We start from the raw sequence: 25,898 nt of genomic DNA, 5'->3' as shown, positions 1-25,898 counted from the left end.
CCCTAGCGGGGACGGCGGGCGGCGTGTTCCCGCGCGAGGCGGGCGTAGTCGTCGTCGGGCGATCCCGGCACGAAAGCGCCGAACTTGCGCTCCGCAGCGGTGCGGATCAGGAAGTCGGCGATGGCCGGGTTCTTTGGCAGCAATGAACCGTGCAGGTAGCTGGCCACAACGTTGTTGTACCTGGCGCCCTCATGGCCGTCCTTGCTGTTGTTGCCCGCACCTTTGGTCACTGTCCCCAGAGGTTGTACGCCAGGACCCAAGGTGGTCTGACCGCTGTGGTTCTCGTAGCCCATGATGTCGCCGAACTCGGCGGACTTCATGATCACGTTGCCGATGAGGCGTTCATCCGTACCCTGGGTTTCGACATCCAGGATCCCGATCCCGGGGATAGTGGGTCCGGTGCTGGTCTTGAAGAACTTTCCAAAGAGCTGGTAAAGGCCGCAGATCACCAACATTGGGGCGCCGTTGTCGGCCAGCTCCCTCAACTGCTCCGCGCGCGCCTGAAGGTCGTCCTGGATGACAAGTTGGCCGCTGTCCTGCCCGCCGCCGCCCACAATGATGTCGACGTCGTCCGGGAAATCATCTCCCACGTTGTACTCCAGCAGCTCCGGCGTGTAGCCATGCCACTTGATCCGTTGCTTCAGCACCAGGGCGTTGCCCCAGTCGCCGTAGATGTTCATTTCGCGCGGGTACAGCTGGAGGACGCGGATAGTGCCCTTGGTGGACTGGGCACGCTCCTCCGGTGAATGGGCGGTGGGCTGGGTTTCCGAGGTCATGAGACCACCTCAACTATGGTGATTTTGGCGAGTTCGCGGCGGATGGCCAGCATTGATGTGTACGTGCAGAAAATGCGCTTGGGCTTGCCGCGGGAGCCGTCGATAAAGGTCCGAAGTGCTGCTGTTATATCCGGCTCCACGGCGCCGAAGGGCACGTCGTCGTACTGCAGCCGGAGGGCCATGTCGTAGGCCCTGACCCCCGTAAGGACCTCTACTCCGCCTTCGCGCAGGGACTCGAACTCCACGTCCCACAGCCACGACATGTCCCTGCCGTCGGCATAGTTGTCGTTGATCGCGATCATGGTTGCGTAGCCGCCGGCCGGGAACGACTTCAGGCCGAGCCGGAAACCGCTGGGATTCTTTACCAGCACGAGTTCGAGCGGTTGGCCATCCACCGTGAGGCTTTCACCGCGTCCGAATGCCGGGGCGACGTCGCCAAGGGCTTTGACGAGCTTTGGGGTGTCAATGGGGCCGGTTCCCAGAACTGCGCGGGTCAGCGACAACGCCGCGGCAGCGTTGAAGATGTTGTAAACGCCGCGCAGCTTCATGGTTGTGGTCACGGTCTTGCCGTCGAACTCAAAGTCTGCGTCCTGGGCACCTACCCGGCGAAGCACGACGTCGGCATCCGGCAAGTCGACTTCCTCACCGGACGCTGCGGCCACGGACGTGCCGGACGGTGAGGGTCCACTGCCTGTCCGCATTTCGTCGTCGTTCGGGAAGGTGCTGCGGAGTGACTCGTCCAGACCGAAGTACCGCACCTCGGGGTGATGAACGGCATCGAGGCTGTTGACGATGTTGGCTATCCGCGCAACGCGGGGGTCTTCCCGGTTCAGGACGACGGTGTCGGTGGTCTTGGATGCAATGTGCTCCAGGAGCCGGGCCGTTTTGTCGATCTCGCCGAACCGGTCCAGCTGATCCCTGAGGACATTCAGCAGCAGGCTGTAACGGGGAGGAACCTTGTTAACGAAGTGGACGGCATGTGCTTCGTCGAGTTCAAGAATGGCGATATCGGCGTCAAGCCGTCCCCGCCAATCGACCTCTCCGAGCAGGGACGCAGCTACTCCGCGGGTGAAGTTGCTGCCCGAACGGTTCGTGAAGACCTTCAGGCCCTGGCTTTCGAGGAGTTCCACCACCATCTTGGTAGTTGTGGTCTTGCCATTGGTGCCGCTGACAACAGCGACACCGTGCGGCAGTGACGCCAGCGTTCGCTGCATGAACCGGGGGTCGATCTTCTCGACCACAAGCCCGGGAAACGCCGACCCGCCGCCCCGCAGCCGGGACAGAGTGCGGACCAGCTTGCCGAGGGGAACGCTGAAGGAAAGCATGCTCTGTAATATATCCCAGACGCGGCATGGAACCCGGGTCGCCTCAGGTCGCAGAGCACTGACCGAAGCCGGCCGTGCGGGCGGGAGCACTATGATGGTCCAATGACCAACCCCCTTTCCGACGCTTCGTCACGCGTGGGTACAGGCCTCCGGATCGGCGTCCTGGCACTCCAGGGCGATTTCCGTGAGCACATTCATGCCGTCGAGTCCGCTGGAGCTGTAGGCGTGGGTATCCGCCGGCCTGCCGAGCTGGACGGGATCGACGGCCTGATCATCCCCGGTGGCGAATCCACCACCATCGACAAACTGTCCCGGATCTTTGAACTCCGTGATCCCATCCAAAAGCGTATAGCCGACGGCCTTCCGGTCTACGGGTCCTGCGCGGGCATGATTCTGCTGGCCGAAGAGATCGCAGACCCTGCCACCGACTTGCAGGGAAACCCGCAACAGACGTTTGGCGGCCTGGATATCACCGTTCGCCGCAACGCTTTCGGACGGCAACGGGAATCCTTCGAAACGGACCTCGATTTCAAGGGACTGGAGTTCAGCGCCGACGAGGACGGAGTGGACCCTGTCCATGCCGTGTTCATCCGCGGACCTTGGGTTGAGCGGGTAGGTCCTGGAGTAGACGTCCTGGCACAGGTCGATCCTGACCGTGCCGGCCACACCGCCGCTTTGCATGGAGTGGCTAGAATTGTTGCAGTGCGCTCCGGCCATTTGCTGGCCACCTCCTTCCACCCGGAAGTGACAGGGGAGAAGCGTGTGCATGAACTCTTTATTCGAATGATCAGAGGAGAAGCGTAAAGCATGTCAGGCCACTCCAAATGGGCGACCACCAAGCACAAAAAAGCCATCATTGACAGCAGGCGTGCAAAGTCGTTCGCAAAACTGATCAAGAACATCGAAGTTGCTGCCCGCATGGGTGGACCGGACCTGGCCGGCAACCCGGGCCTGGAACTCGCCGTGACCAAGGCCAAGAAGACGTCGGTGCCCAACGACAACATCGACCGCGCCATCAAGCGTGGCGCCGGCCTCACCGGCGAGGTCGTCGACTACACCGAGATCATGTACGAAGCCCGCGGACCGCAGGGCTCGGCCTTGTTGATCGAGTGCCTTACCGACAACAAGAACCGTGCGGCCTCCGAGGTGCGCCTGGCCATCTCGCGCAACGGCGGGACCATCGCAGACCCGGGATCCGTCAGCTACTTGTTCGCCCGCAAGGGCGTGGTGGTTTTGCCGAAGAACGGTCTCAGCGAAGACGACATCCTGATGGCCGTCCTGGACGCCGGTGCGGAGGAGGTCAAGGACAGCGGGGACAACTGGGAGATCCATTCCGAACCCTCGGACCTCCAGGCCATCCGTGATGCCCTCAAGGAAGCCGGGATCGACTACGAAACCGACGAAGCAGAGTTCGTTCCCTCCATGCAGGTGGAGCTGGACGTCGATGGTGCCAAGAAGTTCATGAAGCTCGTCGACGCGCTCGAGGACCTGGACGATGTCCAGAACGTCTACAGCAACGCGGACTTCAGCGAGGAAGTGCAGGCTGCCCTCGACGCCGAGTAGGCGTGGCAGCACCCGATTTTGATGACAAACAGGAAGGCCCGGACTTGACTCTTCGCGTATTGGGAGTCGATCCGGGCCTTACCCGTTGCGGCATCGGTGTAGTAGACATCGAGCGGAACCGGCGGGCCACCATGGTCGCCGTCGGAGTGGTGGGTACGTCCGCTGAACTAACGCTGGACAAGCGCCTGCTGGTCATAGCCCACGCCATCGATGAGTGGCTTGACCTGCACAAGCCGGACGTCGTCGCCGTCGAACGGGTTTTCTCCCAGATGAACGTCAGCACTGTCATGGGCGTTGCGCAGGCCTCCGGGGTCGTCATTGCCGCCGCGGCCCGCCGCGGCATCCCTGTGGCGTTGCACACCCCGTCGGAAGTAAAAGCCGCGGTGACCGGCAGCGGTACAGCCAACAAGGACGCAGTGACCAAGCTGGTGACCAAGATCCTGCGCCTGGACGCCCCGCCCAAGCCGGCAGACGCCGCGGACGCACTCGCGTTGGCTTTGACGCATGCCTGGCGTGCAGGCAACGGAATGGGTGCTGCGTCCGGCACCGGATCCCTGACGCCGGCGCAAAAAGCATGGGCAGACGCCGAAGCGAAAGCGCGCCGCAAGCGGTGATTGCCGGCTGCGCTTGCTAGGGTATTCGTAGATATGTTCGGATAGTCCGCTTTAGCCGTAATAACGCCGCAATAACTCAGGAGCCGGGTCTTGATCAGTTTTCTTCGTGGAACCGTTGCCCATGTTGGTTTGTCCACCGCCGTCATTGACCTCAACGGTGCCGGCATGAGCGTCTACGCCACACCACAGACCTTGAGCCACCTCCACGTGGGCACTGAAGCCAAACTTTTTACCTCCATGATCGTCCGGGAAGACTCCCTCACGTTGTTCGGCTTCGCGGACGACGACGAACGCGAAGTTTTCGATGTCCTGCTTAGTGTCAGCGGGGTCGGCCCGCGTTTGGCCCTCGCTGTTCTGGCGGTGCACGAGCCCGAAGCCATCCGCGTCGCGGCGCATACCGGCGACAGCAAGGCCTTCACCAAGGTGCCGGGCATCGGACCCAAGGTTGCGGGCAGGATTGTCCTTGAACTTGCCGGGAAGCTGGTCCCGCACGGTACCGGAAGTGGTGCTGCTCCGGAAACCGCCATCAAGGCTGAGTGGAAGCCGCAGGTTGTTGCTGCGATGACCAGCCTGGGATGGTCGGAGAAGGACGCCACCGGAAGCATCGACAAAGCCATGGCTGATTCGCCCGAACTCGTGGAGGCCGGCAACGTCGCGCAGATCCTCCGGGCCACCCTGCGTTGGCTTGGCCAGGACGGCGCACGCGCCGGTAACCGCGTAGGTTCCCGTGGCTGAGCAGTCACTGGTCAGCGGGGGAGAGGAGCCGGAAGAGCGGGTCATTGAGGCCGCGCTCCGTCCGAAGAACCTGCATGACTTCGTGGGCCAGCACCGGGTCCGCAAACAACTTGCCTTGGTACTCGAGGCGTCCAAAATGCGTGGACGCAGTGCCGATCACGTGCTCATGTCCGGTCCACCGGGCCTGGGCAAGACCACCTTGGCCATGATCATCGCGGCGGAAATGAACGCGCCGCTGCGTATCAGCAGCGGTCCGGCCATTCAGCATGCAGGTGACCTGGCGGCCATCCTTTCCTCATTGTCGGAGGGCGAGGTGCTGTTCCTTGACGAAATCCACCGTATGTCCAGGCCGGCAGAAGAAATGCTCTACATGGCCATGGAGGATTTTCGTGTGGACATCGTGGTCGGAAAGGGTGCCGGCGCTACCGCCATCCCTCTGGAGCTGCCGCCCTTCACCCTGGTGGGTGCCACCACGCGGGCCGGGCTTCTCCCCGGCCCGTTGAGGGACCGTTTCGGTTTCACCGGGCACCTCGAGTTCTATTCCGTGGCTGAACTTGAGCTTGTCCTCCGCCGGTCGGCCGGTTTGCTGGACCTCAAGGTCAATTCGGCCGGGTTCACGGAAATAGCAGGCAGGTCACGCGGTACACCGCGTATCGCCAACCGGCTGCTTCGCCGGGTCCGCGACTGGGCTTTGGTCCACGGTATTGATCAGATCGACGCCCGGTCAGCGTCCGCTGCATTGGATATGTATGAGGTGGACCAGCGCGGCCTTGACCGCTTGGACCGTTCCGTCCTGGAAGCCCTGATCACCAAGTTCAACGGCGGCCCCGTGGGACTGTCCACCTTGGCGATCGCTGTTGGTGAAGAACCGGAGACTGTCGAGACAGTGGCGGAGCCGTTCCTGGTGCGCGAAGGGCTGCTGGGGCGGACGCCGCGGGGCCGGATCGCCATGGCTTCGGCCTGGACCCACCTGGGGTACGCGGTACCGACCGGCGTGTTCGGACAAGAGACGCTTGCGCTCTTTGACGAGGACGAAAACCACGCCGAAAGCATCGATACAGCCGGTTAACACGCTGTGTTCAGCTTTTCCCTCTAGACTGGTATGACGCTCGGCACGTTCGAGTCCTTGATCCATGCGCCAGCCTCGCGGATCTGCCAGGGACGTTGCCGTGGACCAAAACGTAAGTACAGAACGGAACTTCCCTGTGGATCCAATGACCATATTGCTGTTCGTCATGCTTGGACTTTTTGTCTTCATGATGTTCCGCCGCAACAAGAAGACCCAGCAGCAGCAGGCTGAGATGCAGTCCAAGTTCGCTCCGGGCGTCGACGTCATGACCAGCTTCGGCCTTTTCGGCCGGATCGTGTCCATCGACGAAGCGGAAAACAAGGTCGTTATCGAGCTTTCGCCGGGCAACCAGGCCACAGTCCACCGCCAGGCTGTCACCAAGGTGGTTGAGGCTGCTCCTGAGGAAGCCCCGGTGGTTCCCGATGACGCTTCTTCCTTGACCGTTGCGGGTACTGAAACCCCTTCGGCAGTCGAGACTCCGGAAGAGACCATCGCGCGCCTCAACAAAGAGGACAAGAAGGACAACTAGCACCGTCAGTCGCGGCATCACCGCGCAAGGAAACTTCTACGGCAGCGGAGAGCCGCCGGCAGACGCTTACCAGCGTCCGCCGGCGGCTGTCCGGCGATAACAGGAAGATCGATAATGGCACGGACCGGCCCCAAAAACTCAGCCCGCAGGGTGCTGACCTGGCTTGGAGCAATTTTCGTTGTACTCACCGCTGTCCTGGCTGGCGGGGTGATGACCGGCCATGCGAGCTGGGCGCCCAAGCTCGCATTGGACCTCGAAGGTGGAACCCAGATGATCCTGGCACCCCGGGTGGAGGGTGCAAGCGACATCAATGAGGAGCAGCTGAACCAGGCTGTGGCGATCATCCGCCAGCGTGTTGACGGTTCCGGCGTCGCCGAGGCCGAGATCAGCACGCAGTCCGGCCGCAATGTGGTGGTCAGCCTGCCGGGCACTCCCTCAAAGGAGACCCGGGACCTCATCCAGGCATCCGCGGACATGAACTTCCGCCCCGTTATCGCCGCTGGTGACCCCGCCGCCGTTCCCGCAGAACAGCGGACACCGGATGACAAGCTGCCCAAGCCGACCGCAGAGCCGGCCAACGCCAGCGACAACAACTGGGTCACGGGCGATGTCGTCAAGGAATTCGAAGCGCTGGACTGCGTCAATCCCTCCACGGAGAAGCGCGACCGCTCCGATCCAGCCAAGCCGCTGGTGGCCTGTGAGCCTGCCACGGACAAGACTCCCGCCGTCAAGTACATTCTTGGCCCGGTAGAGGTCAAGGGCCAGGACATCAGCGATTCCACCTTCTCCCAGGTTCAGGGTGCACAGGGTTCGGTGACCAACTCCTGGGGTGTGAATATCGTCTTCAACGGTGACGCCACTGCGAAGTTCAAGGCAGTCACCGAACGGCTCAACCAGTTCTACGTGGCCGCACAGGCGCAAGGCACGGAAGACCCGAAGTCCCAGTTCGCCATTGTCCTCGATGACAAAGTGATTTCAGCACCGCGTGCCCTTGCCGTCATCACCGACGGAAAGCCGCAGATCACCGGCAACTTCACCCAAGCCAGTGCCAAGGCCCTGTCCGACCAGCTGCGCTACGGTGCCCTCCCGATCAGTTTCGAGATCCAGTCCCAGGAGCAAATCTCGGCCACCCTTGGCGGGGACCAGCTCCGTCTTGGCTTGCTTGCCGGCATGATCGGCTTGCTGCTGGTGGTTGTCTACTCCCTCTTCCAGTACCGGGCTTTGGGACTCGTTACCATCGCTTCCCTGGTAGTGGCCGGGTTGCTGACGTACCTTGCCATCGCAATCCTCGGCTGGACCGAGAACTACAGGTTGTCCCTGGCAGGTGTCGCAGGTCTGATTGTGGCTATCGGTCAGACCGCCGACTCGTTCATCGTCTACTTCGAACGTATCCGTGACGAACTGCGCGACGGGCGCGGACTGGTGTCCGCCGTCGAGAACGGCTGGAAGCGCGCCAAGCGCACGGTCCTGGCTTCCAAAGCCGTCAACCTTCTGGCCGCGCTGGTCCTGTACTTCGTGGCTGTCGGAAACGTCCGTGGCTTTGCCTTTACCTTGGGCCTGACGGCCCTTGCCGACCTCCTTGTTGTGTTCATGTTCACGCACCCGATGCTGCAGGTCCTGGCCCGTACCAAGTTCTTCGGCGAAGGACACCGGTTCTCCGGACTGTCGCCCGACCGCCTGGGTGCGATACCGCTGTACCGGGGGGCCGGACGTCTCCGGACCCCGGATGACAAGCCGACGCCGGTCCGCCCCCGCAACGCCGGGGCGGCCGCTGAAGCGGAACGACGCATGACCATCGCCGAACGGCGGCTTGCCGCGAAGGGCCAACTGACTGGTTCTTCCAACGGCAGCAAGGAGGAGAAGTAATGACTACGAGCTTCGCAACCTTCGGCCATGAGCTCTACACGGGCAAACGTTCCTACAACTTTGTCAATTCAAAGAAGATCTGGTTCATCATCGCGGCCGTCGCCGTGGCGTTGTCCATCCTGATCCCGGTGGTCAAGGGTGGCTTCAACCTCGGTATCGAATTCCGCGGCGGTTCGGAGTTCACGGTTTCAAACGTGAGCACCACAGACGCAGCGCTGGGGGAGCGGGCAGTCCACGAGGTCGTGCCTGATGCCATTCCGCGTGTCGCAAACGTGGCCGGCAACACCATGCGCATCCAGACGGACCAGCTGACCGATGACGAGACCAACCGCATCAAGGACGGGCTCACAAGCGCCTATGGTGTGACGGAGAACGAAGTCACCTCCAACTTCGTCGGACCGACCTGGGGCCAGGATGTGACCCGTCAGGCCCTCATCGGCCTGGTGGTCTTCGTCGGTTTGGCCGCGGTCCTCATGGCCCTGTATTTCAGGACCTGGAAGATGTCCTTGTCGGCCCTCGTCGGCATGCTCGTCACGATGTTCACCACTGCGGGCGTCTACGCCCTGAGCGATTTCGAAGTGACGCCGTCGGCGATTATCGGCTTCCTCACCGTCCTGAGCTACTCGCTCTACGACACCGTCGTGGTCTTCGACAAGATCCGCGAAAACACGTCGGACATCACAACGTCCACCCGCCGTACCTTCGGCGAAGAGGTCAACCTGGCCGTCAACCAAACCCTGGTCCGATCCATCAACACCATGATGGTGGCTGTCCTTCCGGTGGCCGCGATCCTCTTCATTGGGGCAGGACTCCTGGGCGCGGGCACCCTGCGCGACCTGTCGCTGGCCTTGTTTGTGGGTATCCTCATTGGCACCGCGGCAACGATCTTCATCGCGGCCCCGCTCTACGCCTGGCTGCGCCAGGGCGAGCCCGAGCTCGTCAAGCAGGCCAAGAAGGTAGCCCACCGACGCGCCGAAGCCACCGTTTAGGCGGCAACGGAGCTGTATTTGTCCAAGGGAGCCGGTCACCGCCACAGTGCGGTGGCCGGCTCTTTGACTTGCCGGCCCGATCGTCATGTGCTGTCCAGTTGCAGAAGCATTCGCTTCCGGGAATAGACTGGGAGAATTAAATCGGTTGTGAGGGGTACTTCTGTGGAAGAACGTGCGACGTCGGCACCACCGGCGGGCGGGGAAGACGACCGCAAAGCTGTGGCGGTCCCTGTAACGGGCGTGCCCGCCCGGGCCTCCGGCGCAGTGCCGGTGGACATGCCGGGAGCCCGTCCCACGTTTCCGGGCCGGCGGGAACGCACGCGTTCGCGCCTCGCGCGCCTGACCGGGCGGGGCGTAGCTCCGTACTCTCCGATCCTCGAGCCGCTGTTGCGGACCGTCAGGGCCAACAACCCCAAAGAAGATTTTGACCTGATCCAACGGGCGTTCGCAGTCGCCGAGCGCAGCCACCAGGGACAGAAGCGCAAGAGCGGTGATCCTTACATCACCCACCCCGTGGCCGTGGCGACCATCCTGGCTGAACTTGGCATGACAGGCACCACGTTGGCCGCTGCCCTCCTCCATGACACCGTGGAGGACACTCCATACACCCTGGCGGACCTGACACGGGATTTTGGCCCTGAGGTTGCCATGCTGGTGGACGGCGTTACCAAGTTGGACAAGGTCAGCTTTGGCGAGGCAGCCCAGTCTGAGACCGTCCGCAAAATGGTCGTGGCCATGGCCAAGGACATTCGGGTCCTCATGATCAAGCTGGCCGACCGCCTGCACAACGCACGCACTTGGCGCTTCGTTTCAGCCGAGTCTTCCTCCCGCAAGGCACGTGAAACGCTGGAGATCTTTGCCCCGCTGGCTCATCGCCTGGGCATGAACACCATCAAGTGGGAGCTTGAGGACCTGTCGTTCGCAGCCCTCTACCCCAAGGTGTACGAGGAAATCGTCCGGATGGTGGGGGACCGCACGCCGGAGCGCGAGAAGAGCCTGAGCGTCATCCGGAACCAGATCGCCGACGATCTGCGGACTGCCAGGATCAAAGCGACCATCACGGGCCGTCCCAAGCACTACTACTCCATCTACCAGAAGATGATCGTCAGGGATAAGGATTTCGACGACATCAACGACCTCATGGGCGTCCGGGTGCTGGTGGACTCCGTCCGCGACTGTTACGCGGCCCTTGGCACCCTGCATTCGCGCTGGAACCCGCTGCCAGGCAGGTTCAAGGACTACATCGCGATGCCGAAGTTCAACATGTACCAATCTCTGCACACCACGGTGATCGGTCCGGGCGGCAAGCCTGTTGAGATCCAGATCCGCACGCACGAGATGCATCGCCGCGCAGAGTATGGCGTGGCCGCCCACTGGAAGTACAAGGACCAGCCCAACCGGACGGCACAGGGCCCGGGCAGCCCGCGCGACGGCGACATGGGCTGGCTTCGTTCCCTGGTGGACTGGCAGCAGGAGACCTCCGATCCGGGTGAGTTCCTGGATTCCCTGCGTTACGAGATCAACGCCCGCGAAGTCTTCGTATTCACACCCAAGGGCGAAGTCATGGCGCTGCCAGCGGGTTCAACCCCTGTGGACTTTGCTTACGCCGTCCACACGGAAGTGGGACACCGCACTATCGGTGCACGGGTCAACGGTAAACTGGTGCCGCTGAACAGTGAATTGAACCATGGCGACTGGGTGGAGATCTTCACCTCCAAGGCCGAAGGTGCCGGGCCGAGCCAGGATTGGCAGCACTTCGTCAAATCCGCGCGTGCCCGCAACAAGATCAGGCAGTGGTTCACCAAGGAGCGTCGCGAAGAAGCGATCGACCGGGGCAAGGACATGCTCACCCGCGCCATGCGGAAGCAGAACCTTCCCCTGCAAAGGCTCATGACCCATGATGCTTTGTCTTCCGTCGCCGAGGATTTCCACTACGTCGACATCTCCGGACTGTATGCGGGCGTTGGTGACGGTCATACCTCGGCCCAGTCAGTCATGGAAAAGCTCATGGAGCAGTTGGGCGGCCATGAGACTCCGGATGAGGATCTTGACGAAGTCAGCATCCCCACCCAGGTAGCGAAGTCCAAATTCTCGGACTCTGGCGTCATCGTCAGGGGCGTGGGCGACGTATGGGTCAAGCTGGCCCGGTGCTGCACACCTGTGCCTCCGGATCCCATCCTTGGCTTCGTGACGCGCGGTTCCGGTGTCTCCGTGCACCGGACAGACTGCACCAATGTCTCGGGGCTGCGTGACCAGCCTGACAGGATCGTCGACGTCGAATGGGCACCTACGCAGTCCAGCGTGTTCCTGGTGGAGATCCAGGTCGAAGCACTGGACCGCAAATCGCTCCTTTCGGATGTGACGCGGATCCTCTCGGAGAACCACGTCAACATCCTTGCTGCATCGGTCCACACGTCCAGCGACAGGGTGGCGATCTCGAAGTTTGCCTTCGAGATGGGTGATCCCAAGTACCTTCACCACGTGTTGAATGCTGTGCGCCGCATTGACGGTGTTTTCGACGTCTACCGCACCACGGGTAACCGCCGCCGGAGCTAGCGGTTTGCTGCTAGCCGATAGCATTTGCCGGCATCAACTGTGCCAGGGTGGCCAGGGCGCGCTTCTTGTGGGGGACCCGGGGAGCTGCCTCGACTGCCAGGACAAGAAGTCTTAGCCGTACGCCCAGTTCCTGTCTGTCCAGGAGCCGACGCAGCACCGGCAGGGCACGTTCAGACTCGACGTGGAGCGCAATGTCCGCCGCGGTACGCAGCGGGGTGCTCACCAGCATCCCGCCGAGACTGACGACATCCATCTGCCCCAGCCGTACTTCATGGAGGCTGCAGGGCAGGGTGCCGCGAAGGCTGGAAATGCGGTGCTTGGCATCCACAAGCAGGGACAACTTCTCCGGCGGTTTGGCACAGCCATAGATCCAGGCGGCAGTGAGCCTGCCGGCCACAACTTTGGTGCGGATACGTTCAGGCACGCTCAGTGCGGCTGCGCGGGCGCGCAGCCGGTGGGTGATGGCCACACCAGGGGAGGAATAGTTCTTGCCGTAGAGGGGCATCAGGATGCCGTCGAACGCCATGCCCTGCAGTTCATTCCACGTGAAGATGCGGCCAGGGGCATAGAGCTCCGGAATAACCGGGTCCAGCAATTGCGGGGATGTGAGAGCGGGGACCATCCACCGATCATTTCGTGGGGCCCCCTACGAGTACAGGCTCCGATCCGGCTATGTGGATAACCGGATCGGAGCCTGCAACAGCGTCAGAAGGAATTATGCGAGGTCGCTGGCCGAACGCTGGATCTGGTCGAGCCAGGCCTGGCGTGCTTCCAAAGCTTCACGAGCAGCCTTGATGCGTCGCTGGTCGCCGGCCTTTTCAGCCTTGTCAAGGTCGTCCTTGAGGCCCGCGATGGCTGCTTCGAGCTGCGTCAGGGCACTGTTCGTGCGTGCCTTGGTTTCCGGGTTGCTCCGGCGCCACTTCTCTTCCTCGGCTTCACGGACAGCATCCTCCACCTTGCGAAGGCCTGCCTCGATCCGGCCCATGTCAGCACGCGGGACCTTGCCGGCATCTTCCCAGCGATCACGGATGGACTGGAGGGCCTTCTTGGCGGCGTTGAGGTCCTTGATGGGCAGCAAGCCCTGGGCCTCGACCACGAGTTGTTCCTTGACGGCCAGATTCGCTGTGTATTCCTGGTCAATCTGTTCATTGGCGGCCTGGCGATTGCTGAAGAAGACATCCTGGGCGGCACGGAAGCGGCCCCACAAGGCGTCGTCATCCTTGCGGCTGGCGCGCGGGGTGGCCTTCCACTGGTCCATCAGCCTGCGGTATTCACCGGCGGCGTAGCCCCAGTCAGTGGACGAGGAAAGAGCCTCGGCCTCTGCGATCAGGGCCTCTTTGGCGGACTTGGCAGCAGAATTGTTGCTGTCCAGCTGGGAGAAGTAGGCGCGGCGGTGGCGGTCGAAAACGGTGCGGGCCGAGCGGAAGCGCTTCCAAAGTGCGTCCTCGTTGCTGCGGCCGAGCCGGACGCCGCTCTTCTGTGCGGACTTCCAGGATTCGAACAGCTCGTTCATACGCGCGCTGGAGGTCTTCCATTGGATCTGCGCAGGATCCTGACCGGCAATGGTCTCCGCCTCGGCCACGATGGCCTCCCGCGCGGCAAGCTCACTGGCCCGAACGGCCTCGTGGGCAGCCTTCTCAGACTTCTCCAATTCCACGATCTGCGTTGACAGGGCATCCAGGCGGGCCTCGGCGGAACGGATATCGCCCACCATGTTGCGCTCGGCCAATTGCTCGCGCAGGTGCGTGACCGTCTTCTGCATGTCTGTTGCCGGCGCCTTGGACTCCACCCGGTGCTCCAGGAGGACTACCTGGGCGATGACGTCGTCGAACTTCCGGGCGAAATAGCCCAGGGCTTCGTCAGGGCTGACTCCCGGGTACTGTCCGACGGCGATTTCCTCACCATCGAGCGTGAGGAAGACGTGGCCGTCGCCTTCTGCCCGTCCCCACTTTGCTGCTTCTGCCAGCGACGCGGCAGATACTGCGGGTGCGGCAGGAACAACAGCAGCGGGTGCCTTGGGGCGTGCCGCAAAAGCCGCGGGCGACGGCGCTGCCGACGGCGCGGGGCGGGGTGCCGCGGGTTCATTGGGAGCCGAAGCGGGGGTTGCTTCGGGGGAAGCGCCGGCATCCGTGGCTTCGATCACCTCGACCGCTTCATCGTTGGCCACTGCTGCTGTTTCGTCGGATTTCTGACTGTCTGTCACCGCTAAAAGTCTTTCGCTTGGAGGGACTGCTAAGGCAATGCACCCCGGGCCTGGGCCCGGGGCTGGTTACTTCAGAGAAAACGAGTCTATCGTGACAGGTGCCACAGGGGCGCCGTCGCTGCTGTTTCCGCCGGCTTTGAGGCCGGCAGCGGCGATCTTCGTCACGACGTCCAACCCGCTGGTGACCTTGCCAACAACGGTGTATCCGCCAGCCGTGTCGGCCGGGATGGTGGTGTCCTTATAGACAATGAAGAACTGGTGCCCGTTGCCGTAGGCATTGTTGCCCGTACGGGCGACGGCGATGGTTCCGGCAGGGTACTTGTTGTCTGCCGGCGTGTTTTCGAGTGGACCCCAGCGATAGTTGGGGTCGTCAGCGCCGTCCTCTGATTTAGCGCCGCACTGCAGGAGGCCAAAGGTCTCGGAGGTGGTCAGCCGGTGGCAGTTGGCCCCTGTGTAGTAACCGGCATCAGCGAGCGACTTCAGGACAGCAGCCGCCTGCGGTGCCGCTGTACCGTTCAATTCGACTCCCACGACGCCGCTGTTCAAGGCAAGCTCGCCCGTGAACGTTTTGCCGGCTGCTGTATCCGGGCTGGGAATGTCGGCACCGTTGGACGCTGACGGGGATGCCGACGGCGAATTCAGGCCCGCCTCTGCGGCAGCGAACTCGTCTTCCGTGGGGTTGGAGCTGAAGACGGTCAGCTGGAGCACCACGGCAAGGACCACGGAGGCAGCACCGGCGCCGATGGCAATGATGTTGTCGCGTTTGCGGCGCTTTCCCTGTTCCTGCCGCAGGGCGCGCTTGGCTTCCATTTGCCTGATGCGACGTTTCGCTTCGCGGTCATCCCGCGACCTTGTTGCCAAGAGTCCTCCTGATTGTGTCCGCTTCGGATGGCTGCCGACAGGAACCCGGCATGCTGCATTAGATGTGCACGCGCGGAAAGCATAAACTGGCTGCCGCACATAGTTTATGCATGACCGGCTGGACGCCCGCCCTCTAAACGCCGAACGAGCGTTTAAAGCATGGCGCCGAGGCCCGGGTCAGCTTTCTTCGAGGAGACAATTCCACCATGGCACGTACCGCCTCCCTGTCCGGATTCCCCGAGTGGCTTCCCCAGGAACGGTTGGTGGAACTCCATGTGCTGGATACGCTCCGGAAGACATTCGAGTTGCATGGTTTCTCTTCCATTGAGACACGCGCGGTCGAAACGGTCGGCCAGTTGCTCCGCAAGGGCGAGATCGACAAAGAGGTCTATGGCCTGAGCCGGCTCCAGGATGATGAGGGCGAGGCTGCGAAGCAGGGCAGTTCCGATAAGTCCGACCCCAACGCGCTTGCACTGCACTTCGATCTGACCGTTCCGTTTGCGCGCTATGTCGTGGAAAACGCCGGGTATCTGGCTTTCCCATTCCGCCGCTACCAGATCCAGAAAGTGTGGCGCGGTGAACGCCCCCAGGAAGGCAGGGCCCGCGAGTTCACCCAGGCTGATATCGATGTGGTAGGCGACGGCGAACTGCCGTTCCGCTATGACGTTGAGATTGCGCTGGTCATCGCTGAGGCCCTGAGCGCCCTTCCCATTCCGGACTTCCGGCTGCGGATCAACAACAGGAAGCTGGCCGAGGGTTTCTATCGCGGCATTGGCCTGACGGACACCGCCGGCGTGCTGCGCAGCATAGACAAACTGGAAAAGATCGGTGCCGACAAGGTAGCCGGTTTGCTCAAGTCTGAGCTCGGCGCCACTGATGAGCAGGCGGCCCTGGCCCTGCAACTCGCCACGATCCGCACCGAGGACACCTCCTTCGTCGAGCAGGTCCGCGCACTCGGGGTGAAGGATGACCTCCTCGAAGAAGGCCTGAGCGAGCTTCAGCAAGTCATCGAAGCAGCCGTTCAGCGTGCCCCGGGCAAGGTGGTCGCTGACCTGAGCATTGCCCGCGGCCTGGATTACTACACCGGCACCGTCGTCGAGACCGTCCTTGTGGGACACGAGCAGCTCGGTTCGATCTGTTCCGGCGGCCGATACGATGCCCTGGCGAGCAAGGGCAACCGCAAGTTCCCCGGCGTCGGGCTTTCGATCGGCGTGACGCGCCTGGTGTCGCGCATCCTCAGCCAGGAACTTGCCACGGCCTCACGCGCTGTGCCGACTGCAGTGCTGGTTGCTTTGAATAGCGACGACAGCTGGTCTGCGGCCCAGGACATCGCGGCCCAGTTGCGTGGCCGCGGCATCGCTACCGAGGTCGCAGCCAAGGCCGAGAAGTTCGGCAAGCAGATCAAGTTCGCCGACCGGCGCGGCATCCCCTTCGTCTGGTTCACCGATGACGACGGAAAACACCAGGTCAAGGACATCCGTTCCGGCGAGCAGGTTGATGCCGATCCCACGACCTGGACTCCTCCGGAGGAAGACCTCCATGTCCGGGTGACCACGGCCTGATCCGACCATAGCTTCTCCCGCCCTTGGCGGGAGCCGCGGCCGGGGCGGGTAAACTCGGACGGGACCGCCTTTGCAGCGGTCCTTCTAAATTTCATGCTGAAAGGAATGCTGTGCTGCGCACACATGACCTCGGATCACTTCGTTCCGAGCACATTGGACAAACCGTTACCCTTGCCGGCTGGGTGGGCCGGCGCCGTGATCACGGTGGCGTTGCATTCGTTGACCTGCGCGACGCGTCCGGCGTTGCCCAGGTGGTTGTCCGTGAGGAGGAGGTCTTCCACGGCCTCCGGAACGAGTACGTCCTCCAGGTGACGGGCACGGTCAACAAGCGTCCCGAAGGCAACGAAAACCCTGCCCTGGCGACGGGTGAAATTGAGGTCATCGCCGACAACGTGGTTATCCTCAACACTTCCGAGCCCCTTCCGTTCCAGATCGACGAGCACGTTGAGGTTGGCGAGGAAGCACGTCTCAAGCACCGCTACCTCGACCTCCGCCGCCCCGGCCCCGCACGCAACATGCGCCTCCGTTCGGAAGCCAACCGCGTAGCGCGTGAGCTCCTCCACCAGCGTGGTTACGTCGAGATCGAAACGCCCACGCTGACGCGTTCGACGCCGGAAGGCGCCCGTGACTTCGTTGTTCCGGCCCGCTTGGCCCCGGGTTCCTGGTACGCCCTCCCGCAGTCGCCGCAGCTTTTCAAGCAGCTTCTCCAGGTGGGTGGCTTCGAGAAGTACTACCAAATCGCCCGCTGTTACCGCGATGAGGACTTCCGCGCAGACCGCCAGCCGGAGTTCACCCAGCTGGACATCGAAGCCAGCTTCGTGGACCAGGACGACGTCATTGAACTCGGCGAGGCAATCGTCAAAGCACTGTGGCAGCTGATCGACGTCGAAATCCCTACGCCGATCCGCCGCATGACGTACCTGGACGCCATGGCCAAGTACGGCTCCGACAAGCCGGACCTGCGTTTCGGTGTTGAGCTGACTGAACTGACCGACTTCTTCAAGGACACCAACTTCGGCGTCTTCAAGGCCCCTTACGTTGGTGCTGTCGTGATGCCGGGCGGCGCTTCCCAGCCACGCCGTACACTGGACGGCTGGCAGGAATTTGCCAAGCAGCGCGGTCACAAGGGCTTGGCCTACGTGCTCTACAAGGAAGACGGCGAACTGGCCGGTCCGGTCGCCAAGAACCTCACCGAAACCGAGCGTGCAGGCCTGGCGGACGCTGTTGGTGCGAAACCGGGAGACTGCATCTTCTTCGCAGCCGGCGAGAAGTCTGCCGCCCGGGCACTGCTCGGTGCCGCGCGCGTTGAGATCGGTCACCGTACCGGCCTCATCGATCCCAACGACTGGGCTTTCGTATGGATCGTGGACGCCCCGATGTTCGAGCCGGCCGCCGCTGCTGTCGCTTCCGGTGACGTGGCAGTTGGCGGTGGCCAGTGGACAGCAGTGCACCACGCCTTCACCTCGCCCAAGCCCGAATTCCTGGACACGTTCGACAAGGACCCGGAGTCGGCCCTGTCCTACGCCTACGACATCGTCTGCAACGGCAACGAAATCGGCGGCGGTTCCATCCGTATCCACGACCGGGCCGTGCAGGAACGGGTGTTCCAGCTCATGGGCCTGGACAAGGAAGACGCTGAGACGAAGTTCGGCTTCCTCCTGGAGGGCTTCAAGTACGGCGCACCTCCCCACGGCGGAATGGCGCTCGGCTGGGACCGCGTCGTCGCGTTGCTCGCCGGTGTGGAGTCCATCCGCGACGTCATCGCCTTCCCGAAGTCGGGCAACGGCTATGACCCGCTGACTGCGGCGCCTGCTCCGATCACGGCGCAGCAGCGCAAGGAAGCAGGCGTCGACTTCAAGCCGGAGGCCAAACCTGCGGCCAAGCCGGCAACCGCGTCCGAGTAAAGTCCTGGCCAAAAGGCTCTCCACCATGGTGGGGGGCCTTTTGGTGTTCGTGCCACATAATTTCCCGCATATGAGAGGTGCCGCAGATGATGGAGCAAGCACTCCTTGAAGACCTCATGGATAAGGCCTGGCCTGCCCTTGACCGGGAGGAGACGGGGGAGTGGGTGCTGCGCGCTTCGGAGGGAGTGACGCAACGGGCAAACTCAGTGTGGCCCAGGGTGTCCCACCAGACCGGACACGACGGCATCAGCCGGTCGGTCCAGGCCGCCGCGCGCTGGTACCGGGACCGGCGGCTTCCCCTGATCTTCCAGGTCTTCAACGATCCCCGCAGCGAAGCCCTCAATACCGTCCTGGACGAGCAGCGCTTCACCCGGCAGTCAGAAACCAGGATCATGGTCAGGGACGCTGCCGGGACATCCGCGGCTGCCCCCGGGCCTGGCGTAGAAATCAACGACCATCCCACCCGGGAATGGTTGGACCTGTGGTGGTCGGTGGATGGCCGCGGCGGCGAGGCAGAGCTGTTGGTCGCCCACAGAATTCTTGCCGCGTGCCCCTCGCTCTACGCCCTGCTGAGGGACGACGACGGCGTTCCCGCCGCCGTCGGGCGTCTCGCCTTGGTGGACGGCTGGGGCGGTATCTACAGCATGGCGACATCGCCGGCGCACCGCAGGCGTGGATACGGTACAAGGATTCTGGATGCGTTGTTGCGCGCCGGAAGCCAACGGCGACTCGAAGGGTTCTGGCTGCTGGTTACCGCGGCCAATCAAGGAGCCCGGGACCTCTACTTGCAGGCGGGTTTTACTGACCAGGGTGGCTATCTTTATCGTCAGGCGCCGCTGAAACGAGCGCCCGGCGGCTGCTGAGGCGGTTGCTGAACAGGTGCATCCGACACCGTAATCCGGACGGAGCAGGCGTCAGCTGCAGCTTTTGGCAGGACGGCTGGCTTCGGTTCCTGGACATCCAGGAAGGCGAGCCTTGTCCGGCCGGCAACTGCCTTGAGGGATGCGTGGGCGAGGACCTGGTCCACCAAGGTCCGGTCACCACCGGGAACGATGTACTCAATCCTGTGGCCGGAGAAGATCCGTGCGGCGTGTTCCGCCGTGGTTTTGGCGTCGATAAAGCGCGAACCGCTTTTCGAGGCCAAGATGGTGGAACCGCTGGCAGCAGCCAGGGCGTAGCCACCCCTCCGGACCAGCAACAGCCCGAGACCGCGCTCCTGGGTGGCGAGCGAGGCGAGCCGGTCCAGCTCTGTCGCCCCGCGCCCCGGCCTGCCATCAGCCGGCCACGGCGGTCGCAGCAAGGCCTCACTTCCGTCGGCCGCCCGCAGCAGCAAGCCGCCGTCGTCCAGGTCTTCCTCAACCGGGCCGTGGCTTGAGGCGAACCGGGCCACCCACCCCTGCAGCCTTTCCGCGGGCACTAAGGCGGTCCTGCTGCCGCCCCTACGTTGCGGGGCTGATGCTGGGCGGTGCACGTCGATGTCTCCTTTGCTGGAACTATGAGTAGCCTATCCATGTGGAAGATCTCTTTGGTGCCGGCGCAGTGGACGACGACGAGTCGGAGGAGCAGCCTGCCGCAGGGGGACCCTCGGACGCCAACTGGATGGCGTCCCAACGCAGTCCGCTGGCAGTGCGGATGCGGCCACGGACCTTGGACGACGTTGTGGGACAGCAGCACCTGCTCGGTCATGGTTCCCCGCTCCGGCAACTGGCGGCCGGCGCAGAGGCTGCCGGTCCGGCCGGCCCCAGCTCGGTGATCCTTTGGGGGCCGCCTGGAACAGGAAAGACCACCCTGGCGCATGTGATCGCCCGCGGTCCCGGCCGGAAGTTTGTTGAGTTGTCTGCGATCACCGCCGGCGTCAAAGACGTACGCCGGGTCATGGACGAGGCCCTGACGGCCCGTGACCTGTACAAGAAGACCACCGTCCTGTTCCTGGACGAGATCCACCGCTTCAACAAGGCCCAACAGGATGCCCTCCTGCCGGGGGTTGAGAACCGCTGGGTCGTGCTGGTGGCAGCAACCACGGAAAACCCGTCCTTCTCGGTGGTCTCGCCCCTGTTGTCGCGTTCGCTGCTGCTGACGCTGAAGCCGATGACTGACGATGACATCTCGGGACTGCTGCAGAGGGCAGTGTCCGACGCCCGCGGACTCGCGGGCCGCGTTGAGCTCAGCCCGGAAGCGCTGGACCATCTCGTGCGGCTGTCCGGAGGCGACGCCCGGCGTGCGTTGACGGCATTGGAAGCCGCTGCCGGGGTAGCTTTCGGTGACTCAGCCGCCGTCGACGACCCGGCCGCCGTCGAAGGCGAAGCGCCGGACGCCGCGGTGCTGGTGGAACTCCGCCACACGGAACGGGCCTTGGACGCTGCGGCGGTGCGCTATGACCGCGCGGGGGACCAGCACTATGACGTCGCCAGCGCGTTCATCAAGTCCATCCGCGGCTCGGATGTGGATGCGGCACTGCACTATCTGGCCCGGATGCTCGAAGCCGGGGAGGACCCGCGCTTCGTGGCCCGACGGATCGTGATCTCCGCCGCCGAGGACATCGGCATGGCCGACCCCACCGCATTGCAGACCGCCGTGGCAGCGGCGCAGGCAGTGCAGTTGATCGGCATGCCTGAGGGCCGCATTGTGCTGGCCGAGGCCGTGGTGCACCTTGCAACGGCGCCTAAATCCAACGCCGCCTACATGGGCTTGAACAAAGCGGTGGCGGATGTGCGTGCAGGCTATGGCGGCGGCATTCCGATGCATTTGCGGGATGCCCACTATCCCGGTGCCAAGCAACTGGGCCACGGCACCAGCTACAAATACGCCCACGATGAGCCGCACGGGATAGCCACCCAGCAGTACCCGCCGGACGACCTCGTCGGCAAGGACTACTACCAGCCCACCAACAACGGCGCGGAGCGGGATATTGCGGCCAGGTTGGAGCGGCTCCGCAAGATCGTCCGCGGCGAGTAGCGGAGGCAGGGCGGTTCCAACGCCCGTGGTAGGATTGATCCTTGTCTGGCATGACCCGACGCCAAATCCCTTGAAGATTTCTTCAACGGTGCTGCGCGCCCGGGCCAGTAGCAAGAGGCAGCGGTTGGCCGATGCTCTCCCTGATGGAGGCCAGTATCACAGATACACCGCAGTAATTGGAAGGACACAAGTGGCTAACAACACTCGTGCTCGCCGTACCGCACGCCTTTCGCGTGCACTCGGCATTGCTCTGACCCCCAAGGCCGCCAAGTACATGGAGCGCCGCCCGTACGGCCCCGGTGAGCACGGCCGTGCCCGCAAGAAGCAGGACTCCGACTACGCCGTACGTCTGCGCGAAAAGCAGCGTCTGCGCGCCCAGTACGGCATCCGCGAAGCCCAGATGACCCGTGCCTTCGAAGAAGCACGCCGCACCAAGGGCCTGACCGGTGAAAACCTGGTCGAGCTGCTCGAAATGCGTCTGGACGCCCTCGTGCTCCGTGCAGGCTTTGCCCGCACCATCGCACAGGCACGCCAGCTCGTCGTGCACCGCCACATCATGGTTGACGGCGTCCGCGTGGACCGCCCGTCCTTCCGCGTTGGCGAAGGCCAGCTCATCCACGTTCACAGCCGCTCCGAGGTCATGGCACCGTTCCAGGTCGCCGCTGCCGGTGCACACGTCCTGAACAACGTGCCCGCATACCTGGACGTCAAGATCGACGCCCTGCAGGCACGCCTGGTTCGTCGCCCGAAGCGCTCTGAGGTCCCCGTGATCTGCGAAGAGCAGCTCGTCGTCGAATTCTACGCTCGCTAAATTCAAGCAGCACAGACAAAGAAGCCCGTGGCAACCGCCGCGGGCTTCTTTGTCTATAAGGTACCGGGCCACTATAGGTAAGGTACTGGGGGAGGCCTTGGCCAAAGCCGCGATGCGGCTGGTGCAAGGCAGCGCAACGATCCTAGGAGAAGTGTTCTATGTCTGGTGGCGACATTGCCGGCCTCATCGCAGCAGGAGTCTTCGCGCTCCTGGTTCTGCTGTTGGCTGTGCCCATTCTGAAGTTGGGCGGCGTTTTCGATGAGGTCCGCACCTCCATCCGTTCGATCAGCGACGGCGCCACGCCTTTGATGGACGAAGTGACTGCCACGGTCACTACCACCAACCAGCAGCTGAAGAAGGTCGATGGCATCGCCTCCAACGTCTCGGACGCGTCAGCCAACATCTCCGCGCTGTCCTCGCTCGTGGCCGCCACGGTTGGGTCGCCGCTGATCAAGGTGGCTGCTTTCAGCTACGGAGTCCGCTCGGCTTTCGCCGCACGCCGGACCCCTTCCTCCGGCCGTCGCAGCCGCTGAATCAAGGGGAGACCATAAACCGATGAAGAGAATTGTTTGGATGGGCATTGGCGTCGCAATCGGCGTCATCGCCTTCCGTAAGATCACCGAGGCACAGGCAAACCTGGGCCCCGAAGGTTTGAACCGTGCGGTTGGCCGGATGGCTGACGGGCTGTTCGACTTCGCCGACGCAGTGCGGTCCGGCATGCACCAGCGGGAAGAGGATCTCCGCGCAGCGCTTGGAATTGACGACGCCGTAGCAGGCGGACGGTAGCGGAGCGGTTCGCTCCCAGGCCCTCAACAGGGCAGAATGGAAAGCTGCGGAACGGCACCAGCCGGTACCGCGCACATCGTGTGCAGTGAATTGAGAAGGGTAAGTAATCAGCTAATGAAGTCGCAGGAGATCACCAAGCGCTGGGTGGACTTTTTTGTCAGCAAGGGCCACACCGCCGTTCCCTCCGCGTCGCTCGTTTCCAGCGACCCGTCACTTCTCTTCACTGTGGCCGGAATGGTGCCGTTCATTCCCTACCTGACCGCCCGCGAAGAGCCGCCCTACAGCCGTGCCACGAGCGTCCAGAAGTGCATCCGCACCGGTGACATCGAGGAGGTAGGCAAGACTGCCCGCCACGGAACGTTCTTCCAGATGTGCGGCAACTTCTCCTTTGGTGATTACTTCAAGGAAGATGCCATCAAGTTCGCCTTCGAACTGCTCACCACCAGCGTGGACGACGGCGGTTACGGACTGCCTGCCGAGCGCCTCTGGGTGACGGTCTACGAAGAGGACGACGAAGCCAAGGAACTGTGGCTCAAGAACACCGGCATCCCGGCTGAGCGTATCCAGCGCATGGGCAAGGCTGACAACTACTGGTCCACCGGGCAGCCCGGCCCCGCCGGCCCATGCTCGGAAATCTACTACGACCGCGGCCCGGCGTACGGCATCGAAGGCGGCCCGCTGGCCGACGAAACCCGGTACATCGAAATCTGGAACCTTGTGTTCATGCAGTACCAGATCGAAAACGTCCGTTCAAAGGTGGACTTCGATATCGTCGGCGAGCTGCCGAAGAAGAACATCGACACCGGCCTGGGCATGGAGCGCCTGGCGATGATCCTCCAGGGCGTCGAGAACATGTACGAGACCGACCAGGTCCGCCCGGTCATCGACAAAGCTGCCGAACTGTCCGGCCGCGAGTACACTTCGGCCGAGTCGCCGGAGGACCCGCACCACACCGATGACGTCCGCATGCGCGTCGTCGCGGACCACATCCGCTCCGCCCTGATGCTCATTGCCGATGGTGTGGCGCCGTCCAACGAAGGCCGTGGCTACGTGCTGCGCCGCCTCATCCGCCGGGCTGTGCGCGCCATGCGCCTCCTCGGTGTCGAGAAGGCATGCCTTCCGGACCTTCTTCCCGCCTCCCGCGACGCCATGAAGGGCGTTTACCCGGTGGTGGAAACCGACTTCGCGCGCATCAGCCGTATTGCTTACGCCGAGGAGAAGGCCTTCCTCCGCACCATTGCTTCGGGAACGGCCCGCCTGGAAGACGCTGTGGCCGAATCGAAAGCTGCAGGAGTTCCGTTGTCCGGCGCCGATGCCTTCGCGCTGCACGACACCTACGGCTTCCCGATCGACCTGACCCTGGAAATGGCCGAAGAAGCCGGCCTCAAGGTTGATGAGGCAGGCTTCCGTGCGCTCATGCTTGAACAGCGCCAGCGCGCACAGGCTGATGCCAAGGGCAAGAAGGGCGGCCACGCCGACCTCAGCGCCTACCAGGAGCTTCTCGGCAAGGGTGAGACCGTCTTTACGGGCTACGACGAACTTGAGGGCGAAGCAAAGGTCCGGGGCATCGTCAGCGCAGGCCGTGCTGTCGCACATGCCTCCACGGGTGACGAAATTGAGCTTGTCCTCAACGAAACCCCGTTCTACGCCGAAGCAGGCGGCCAGTCAGCAGACACCGGCCTCATCACCGGTGACGGCTTCGTGGTGGAGGTCCTTGACGTCCAGCGTCCCATCAAGGGCCTGAGCGTCCACAAGGCCATCGTCCGCGAGGGTGAGATTGCCTCCGACGCACTGGTGCGGGCCGCCGTCGACCGTGAACGCCGCCACGCCGCAGAGCAGGCCCACACCGGAACGCATATTGTCCATGCCGCCCTCCACCAGATCCTTGGGCCCGAAGCTACTCAGCGAGGCTCCTACAACAAGGCCGGCTACCTGCGCTTCGACTTCGCCTGGGGTGAGGGCCTCAGCCCCGCCACGCGTTCCGAGATTGAAGAAGTCTCCAACATCGCCATCCGGAACAACTATCGCGTTGACACCAAGGTGATGGGCCTGGCAGAGGCCAAGGCGCTGGGCGCCATGGCCCTCTTCGGCGAGAACTACGGCAGCGAGGTACGGGTCGTCGAGATCGACGGCGCCTGGTCACGTGAGTTGTGCGGTGGCACCCACGTATCCAACACCTCCCTCATCGGCAGCCTCTCGTTGCTGGGCGAGCAGTCCGTTGGTTCGGGAAACCGGCGCGTCGAGGCCTTCGTGGGCCTGGACGCGTTCCGTCACCTTGCCGCGGAGCGCGCACTGGTGACTGAACTGACCGAGCTTTTGAAGGTCCCGTCCGGCCAGCTTGCCGATCGCATCTCGAGCACGCTGAACAAGCTCAAGGCCACGGAGAAGGAACTCGACCGCCTCCGCAAGGAACAGCTCACGGCAGCGGCCGCCAACCTCGTCGGAACGGCAAAGGACGCAGCCGGCGTGCGCGTAGTTGCCCACGACGCCGGCCAGGTGGGCGGCGCAGATGACCTGCGGAACCTTGCCCTGGACCTGCGCAGCCGTCTCGGTTCGGACGCCGCCGCAGTGGCCGTTGCCGGGGTCAGCAACGATCGCCCGGTCATCCTCATCGCCACCAACGAAGCCGCCCGCGAGGCCGGAGTGAAGGCCGGTGCGCTGGTCCGCCTGGCTGCAGGCATCCTCGGTGGCGGTGGTGGCGGCAAGGACGACGTCGCCCAAGGCGGTGGCACCGACGCTGCGAAGGTCTCTGAGGCCCTCACAGCGGTGGTGGACGCGATTGCCAAGCGCTGAC

General features: G+C 63.3%; 23 protein-coding genes. 17 read left to right on the top strand and 6 right to left on the bottom strand.

Going from position 1 to position 25,898, the window contains the following annotated elements; genetic code table 11:
- Positions 1-2 precede the first annotated feature (2 nt).
- Both JMY29_RS10950 and JMY29_RS10945 read right to left on the bottom strand, forming a co-directional pair.
- A complete protein-coding gene (locus JMY29_RS10950; RefSeq protein ID WP_110504699.1) occupies positions 3-776 on the bottom strand; it encodes a type 1 glutamine amidotransferase in 774 nt (257 codons plus the stop codon).
- Complete coding sequence (locus tag JMY29_RS10945; protein WP_189075507.1) at positions 773-2,101, bottom strand: Mur ligase family protein; 1,329 nt, start codon at positions 2,099-2,101, stop codon at positions 773-775. The genes JMY29_RS10950 and JMY29_RS10945 overlap by 4 nt, the downstream gene beginning before the upstream one ends.
- A 102-nt stretch (positions 2,102-2,203) precedes the next feature.
- On the opposite strand from JMY29_RS10945, the gene pdxT reads away from it, so the two are divergent.
- From pdxT to JMY29_RS10900, 9 genes are all read left to right on the top strand, one after another.
- The gene (pdxT, locus tag JMY29_RS10940; RefSeq protein WP_189075508.1) at positions 2,204-2,905 is read left to right on the top strand and encodes a pyridoxal 5'-phosphate synthase glutaminase subunit PdxT; all 702 of its coding nucleotides are present in this window, start codon (positions 2,204-2,206) and stop codon (positions 2,903-2,905) included.
- 3 nt (positions 2,906-2,908) lie between these two features.
- Entirely contained in the window at positions 2,909-3,664 is a 756-nt protein-coding gene (locus JMY29_RS10935) for a YebC/PmpR family DNA-binding transcriptional regulator (RefSeq protein ID WP_018777762.1), read from the top strand.
- A gap of 44 nt (positions 3,665-3,708) precedes the next feature.
- Positions 3,709-4,278 (top strand): crossover junction endodeoxyribonuclease RuvC, encoded by a 570-nt coding sequence (ruvC, locus tag JMY29_RS10930; RefSeq protein WP_064722285.1) that lies wholly within the window; start codon positions 3,709-3,711, stop codon positions 4,276-4,278.
- A 90-nt stretch (positions 4,279-4,368) separates the two neighbouring features.
- On the top strand, positions 4,369-5,013 hold the full coding sequence (ruvA, locus tag JMY29_RS10925) for a Holliday junction branch migration protein RuvA (RefSeq protein WP_110504696.1): 645 nt from the start codon (positions 4,369-4,371) through the stop codon (positions 5,011-5,013).
- Positions 5,006-6,082 carry a Holliday junction branch migration DNA helicase RuvB gene (ruvB, locus tag JMY29_RS10920; RefSeq protein WP_018777759.1) on the top strand — a complete coding sequence of 359 codons (1,077 nt, stop codon included), beginning with the start codon at positions 5,006-5,008 and terminating at the stop codon, positions 6,080-6,082. Before ruvA ends, ruvB begins: the two co-directional genes overlap by 8 nt.
- 145 nt (positions 6,083-6,227) lie before the next feature.
- Positions 6,228-6,611 carry a preprotein translocase subunit YajC gene (yajC, locus tag JMY29_RS10915; protein WP_018777758.1) on the top strand — a complete coding sequence of 128 codons (384 nt, stop codon included), beginning with the start codon at positions 6,228-6,230 and terminating at the stop codon, positions 6,609-6,611.
- Between the two features lie 114 nt (positions 6,612-6,725).
- A complete protein-coding gene (gene secD / locus JMY29_RS10910) occupies positions 6,726-8,477 on the top strand; it encodes a protein translocase subunit SecD (RefSeq protein WP_189075509.1) in 1,752 nt (583 codons plus the stop codon).
- Positions 8,477-9,466: a protein translocase subunit SecF gene (gene secF / locus JMY29_RS10905; RefSeq protein ID WP_018777756.1), complete on the top strand. Its 990-nt coding sequence runs from the start codon at positions 8,477-8,479 to the stop codon at positions 9,464-9,466. Before secD ends, secF begins: the two co-directional genes overlap by 1 nt.
- Positions 9,467-9,628: 162 nt before the next feature.
- The gene (locus tag JMY29_RS10900; RefSeq protein ID WP_018777755.1) at positions 9,629-12,022 is read left to right on the top strand and encodes a RelA/SpoT family protein; all 2,394 of its coding nucleotides are present in this window, start codon (positions 9,629-9,631) and stop codon (positions 12,020-12,022) included.
- A 10-nt stretch (positions 12,023-12,032) separates the two neighbouring features.
- On the opposite strand, the gene JMY29_RS10895 is transcribed toward JMY29_RS10900, so the two are convergent.
- The 3 genes from JMY29_RS10895 to JMY29_RS10885 all read right to left on the bottom strand — a co-directional run bounded on the left by JMY29_RS10895 (position 12,033) and on the right by JMY29_RS10885 (position 15,086).
- Positions 12,033-12,644: a hypothetical protein gene (locus JMY29_RS10895; protein WP_110504694.1), complete on the bottom strand. Its 612-nt coding sequence runs from the start codon at positions 12,642-12,644 to the stop codon at positions 12,033-12,035.
- Positions 12,645-12,737: 93 nt separating this feature from the next.
- Entirely contained in the window at positions 12,738-14,225 is a 1,488-nt protein-coding gene (locus JMY29_RS10890) for a DUF349 domain-containing protein (protein ID WP_189075510.1), read from the bottom strand.
- 66 nt (positions 14,226-14,291) lie between these two features.
- A complete protein-coding gene (locus JMY29_RS10885; protein ID WP_189075511.1) occupies positions 14,292-15,086 on the bottom strand; it encodes a peptidylprolyl isomerase in 795 nt (264 codons plus the stop codon).
- A gap of 206 nt (positions 15,087-15,292) precedes the next feature.
- On the opposite strand from JMY29_RS10885, the gene hisS reads away from it, so the two are divergent.
- The 3 genes from hisS (at position 15,293) to JMY29_RS10870 (ending at position 19,415) form a co-directional block, all read left to right on the top strand.
- On the top strand, positions 15,293-16,648 hold the full coding sequence (gene hisS / locus JMY29_RS10880; protein WP_018777751.1) for a histidine--tRNA ligase: 1,356 nt from the start codon (positions 15,293-15,295) through the stop codon (positions 16,646-16,648).
- A gap of 110 nt (positions 16,649-16,758) precedes the next feature.
- Positions 16,759-18,552, top strand: coding sequence for an aspartate--tRNA ligase (gene aspS, locus JMY29_RS10875; RefSeq protein WP_018777750.1), 1,794 nt, complete (start codon positions 16,759-16,761; stop codon positions 18,550-18,552).
- Between the two features lie 86 nt (positions 18,553-18,638).
- The gene (locus JMY29_RS10870; protein WP_189075512.1) at positions 18,639-19,415 is read left to right on the top strand and encodes a GNAT family N-acetyltransferase; all 777 of its coding nucleotides are present in this window, start codon (positions 18,639-18,641) and stop codon (positions 19,413-19,415) included.
- Here JMY29_RS10870 and JMY29_RS10865 read toward each other — a convergent pair.
- Positions 19,379-20,023, bottom strand: a complete 645-nt coding sequence (locus tag JMY29_RS10865; RefSeq protein ID WP_189075513.1) for a Vms1/Ankzf1 family peptidyl-tRNA hydrolase — start codon at positions 20,021-20,023, stop codon at positions 19,379-19,381. The two genes, JMY29_RS10870 and JMY29_RS10865, sit on opposite strands and share 37 nt — an antisense overlap.
- A 41-nt stretch (positions 20,024-20,064) precedes the next feature.
- Here JMY29_RS10865 and JMY29_RS10860 point away from each other — a divergent pair, with 41 nt between their 5' ends.
- The 5 genes from JMY29_RS10860 (at position 20,065) to alaS (ending at position 25,897) form a co-directional block, all read left to right on the top strand.
- Entirely contained in the window at positions 20,065-21,507 is a 1,443-nt protein-coding gene (locus JMY29_RS10860) for a replication-associated recombination protein A (protein ID WP_189075514.1), read from the top strand.
- Between the two features lie 190 nt (positions 21,508-21,697).
- The gene (gene rpsD, locus JMY29_RS10855) at positions 21,698-22,318 is read left to right on the top strand and encodes a 30S ribosomal protein S4 (RefSeq protein ID WP_018777746.1); all 621 of its coding nucleotides are present in this window, start codon (positions 21,698-21,700) and stop codon (positions 22,316-22,318) included.
- Positions 22,319-22,476: 158 nt separating this feature from the next.
- Positions 22,477-22,851, top strand: coding sequence for a DUF948 domain-containing protein (locus JMY29_RS10850; RefSeq protein ID WP_018777745.1), 375 nt, complete (start codon positions 22,477-22,479; stop codon positions 22,849-22,851).
- Positions 22,852-22,873: 22 nt separating this feature from the next.
- Positions 22,874-23,104, top strand: a complete 231-nt coding sequence (locus JMY29_RS10845) for a hypothetical protein (protein ID WP_026267164.1) — start codon at positions 22,874-22,876, stop codon at positions 23,102-23,104.
- A gap of 114 nt (positions 23,105-23,218) precedes the next feature.
- Positions 23,219-25,897: an alanine--tRNA ligase gene (alaS, locus tag JMY29_RS10840; RefSeq protein ID WP_018777743.1), complete on the top strand. Its 2,679-nt coding sequence runs from the start codon at positions 23,219-23,221 to the stop codon at positions 25,895-25,897.
- Position 25,898 lies beyond the last annotated feature (1 nt).

The organism is Paenarthrobacter nicotinovorans (assembly GCF_021919345.1).
Classification (GTDB): Bacteria; Actinomycetota; Actinomycetes; order Actinomycetales; family Micrococcaceae; genus Arthrobacter; species Arthrobacter nicotinovorans.
This window is presented reverse-complemented; position numbering and strand designations above follow the sequence as displayed.